Origin of the sequence: Vreelandella salicampi, assembly GCF_013415105.1 — a bacterium.
GTDB lineage: Bacteria > Pseudomonadota > Gammaproteobacteria > Pseudomonadales > Halomonadaceae > Vreelandella > Vreelandella salicampi.
Map to the genome: position 1 here is coordinate 1 of NZ_JACCDF010000036.1, position 2,274 is coordinate 2,274.

Genomic DNA, 2,274 nt, shown 5'->3' on the forward strand with positions numbered 1-2,274 from the left:
ACAGTTTCACCCATGGCGAGTGGTCCTCTTGAATCGTGTTCTGCCAGGAACATATTGATTCTACAAGAGAAAACCGCTCGCCATCTTCGTTTTTAAGTCGGCCTCATGAATAAGCCGGGGTTAAGACAATGCAGCCGATTAACGGCGCTCGCCAGCCAAACTCATTGGCTAGTTTTGCCCACATGGGGAGTAATACAAATTGACCGGTAACCGAAGAAGCCGTCAATATACCTGTCGGCAGGCCCGTTTTCTCGAACCAGGAACGAGCAAAGAGCGCACCAAATGACATCGTCAAAGCGCCGCACCCCAGCCCCACTAAAATACCCCAGGCAAGATTGAAGATTATTTTTGAATTTATTGTGCACACCAATGCACCTGCACAAAGTGTCACAAGACTTAGTATGACAATTTTTTTGATTCCGTATTTTTCCATCAAATGAATGGCGAATGGCGCTGTCGCACCATAAAGGATCATATTGACGGTGATGCCAAAGGTTGTATTGAGGGACGACCAGCCGAGCTCTTCAATTAGCTGTGACGTCAACAAGCCTGATAGGGTTACATAACTGCCGGCAGTGATAACGCATAAAGCAGCAACCAGAATAGCGTTGAATTTCTGCTGTGAAGATATCACTGGAACAGTTCTCTGCATTTCACTCATAGCAACATTAAATTCTGTTAATGAATTTATTGAAATATTATCCACTCATGACTAGCATGTAAATTATCATTAATGAGAATGAGTTTTTCATGATTGAGAATCTAAAATGGGACGATTTTAAAGTTGTGCTGGCAATTGCTGAAGAAAAAGTGCTCAAGAACGCAGCGAGCAAACTACATGTCAGTCAACCTACAATATACAGGCGCCTCGCAGAGATTGAGAGCAGGTGTGGGGTAAAGCTATTCCATCGTGAAAACAATGCTTATGTGCCAACACTCGCTGGTTTAGAGCTGGTGAGAAGCGCAAAGGAAATAGAAAAACAAGTTCTTTATGCCCAGCGAAAACTTTACTCTGCCAAAGAAACATTATCCGGCAACCTAACCGTTACTACTACAGACACATTAATGTATGGCCTGTTGGGCAACATCATTCACGATTTCAATTGCAAATACAAAGAACTGAACATAAGCGTCATTGTTAGCAATAAACTCATGAGCCTTGAAGCTCGTGACGCGGATATTGCGTTTCGCCCCGTGGTCAACCCGAATGAAACACTTATTGGCAAAAAGATTCTGCCTATTAACCAAGCTGTCTATGTTTCACAGCAAAGTCGGTTCACAGATTGGCTAGAGGAAGGTATTCCGTGGATTGCACCTAATACCGAAATGCATTACCCACTGCTCAGCGAATGGTTTTCAAAAAACAACCTGCTTACAGGCAGACTATTAAAAAGCAACTCGATTCTTATGGATTACTTTATGGTCGCCAATTACGACTATGCAGCGGTATTACCGACTTATCTAGAAAAAGAAGGGGCAGGAATCAAAAGAATCAGCCCTATTATCCCTGAATTGAGTACGACCATGTGGGGATTGATGCATACCGATTTAAGAACCTCGCAAACAGTTACCGAGTTTCTTAACTATGTGCGGGCTCGCTGCAAAGACCATGCTGAATAACTTTACCATTCGCCGTGATAAGATTGGTTGGTGGGTCTATCTTACGCTGCAGCAAAACCATTATGGGCCGTGCTCAACTGATAGCACCCCGTCCCGTATATTTTTTAGAAATCGCCGACCTATCTGATTGAGTGGCTGCTTTTTCGGCCAAAAGGCAGTCAAGTTGCTATCCCACCTCGGCGATAAAGGGCGGGTCACCACCCCAGGCATTGGCTGATTGGTTGAGCTAGGCTTCAAAAGGATTAATGACGCCCACATTCGCCGCCTCAAACGGTGCCATATCACGGGAGGCGACTCGATAGCCTTGTGATACGGCAATAGCCGCAATGTAGCCATCCGGCACAGGAAATCCACGCCCGGCGGTTCTGGCTGTCACGGCGAGCTCTGCATAATGGCGTGCGGCGTCAACGTCAAAAGACAAAATCCGCCCTCTGAACAGCTCCATCAGACCGTCCAACGCCTCGCTCAACCTATCCTTACGCTTCCCGTTGGGCAGCGCTGCAATACCAAATAATAACTCTGCAAGCGTGACACTAGGTTTTGTACGAAAAGCCTTATCTGCTAATTTTACCTATGCAAAAGCAGCATAGGGAAAAAAATGGTCGGACGTTACGAAATCTCTGATGACGGCTGGGCACAGATTGAAGATATCGT

The 2,274-nt window shown here is 45.5% G+C and carries 2 protein-coding genes and 1 pseudogene; 1 reads left to right on the forward strand and 2 read right to left on the reverse strand.

Annotation, left to right across the window (positions count from 1 at the left end; translation table 11 throughout):
- Nucleotides 1-103 precede the first annotated feature (103 nt).
- Nucleotides 104-706, reverse strand: coding sequence for an MFS transporter (locus HZS81_RS17865; RefSeq protein ID WP_179931874.1), 603 nt, complete (start codon nt 704-706; stop codon nt 104-106).
- A gap of 44 nt (nt 707-750) precedes the next feature.
- Here HZS81_RS17865 and HZS81_RS17870 point away from each other — a divergent pair, with 44 nt between their 5' ends.
- Entirely contained in the window at nt 751-1,620 is an 870-nt protein-coding gene (locus HZS81_RS17870) for a LysR family transcriptional regulator (RefSeq protein WP_179931875.1), read from the forward strand.
- Nucleotides 1,621-1,846: 226 nt separating this feature from the next.
- On the opposite strand, the pseudogene HZS81_RS17875 reads toward HZS81_RS17870, so the two are convergent.
- A pseudogene (locus tag HZS81_RS17875) lies at nt 1,847-2,149 on the reverse strand (PIN domain-containing protein); the annotation flags it as partial.
- Nucleotides 2,150-2,274: the final 125 nt, after the last annotated feature.

Bases quoted from the DNA above. Each gene is read 5' to 3' on its own strand.
- HZS81_RS17870 (WP_179931875.1), top strand. From the start codon at position 751: ATGATTGAGAATCTAAAATGGGACGATTTTAAAGTTGTGCTGGCAATT.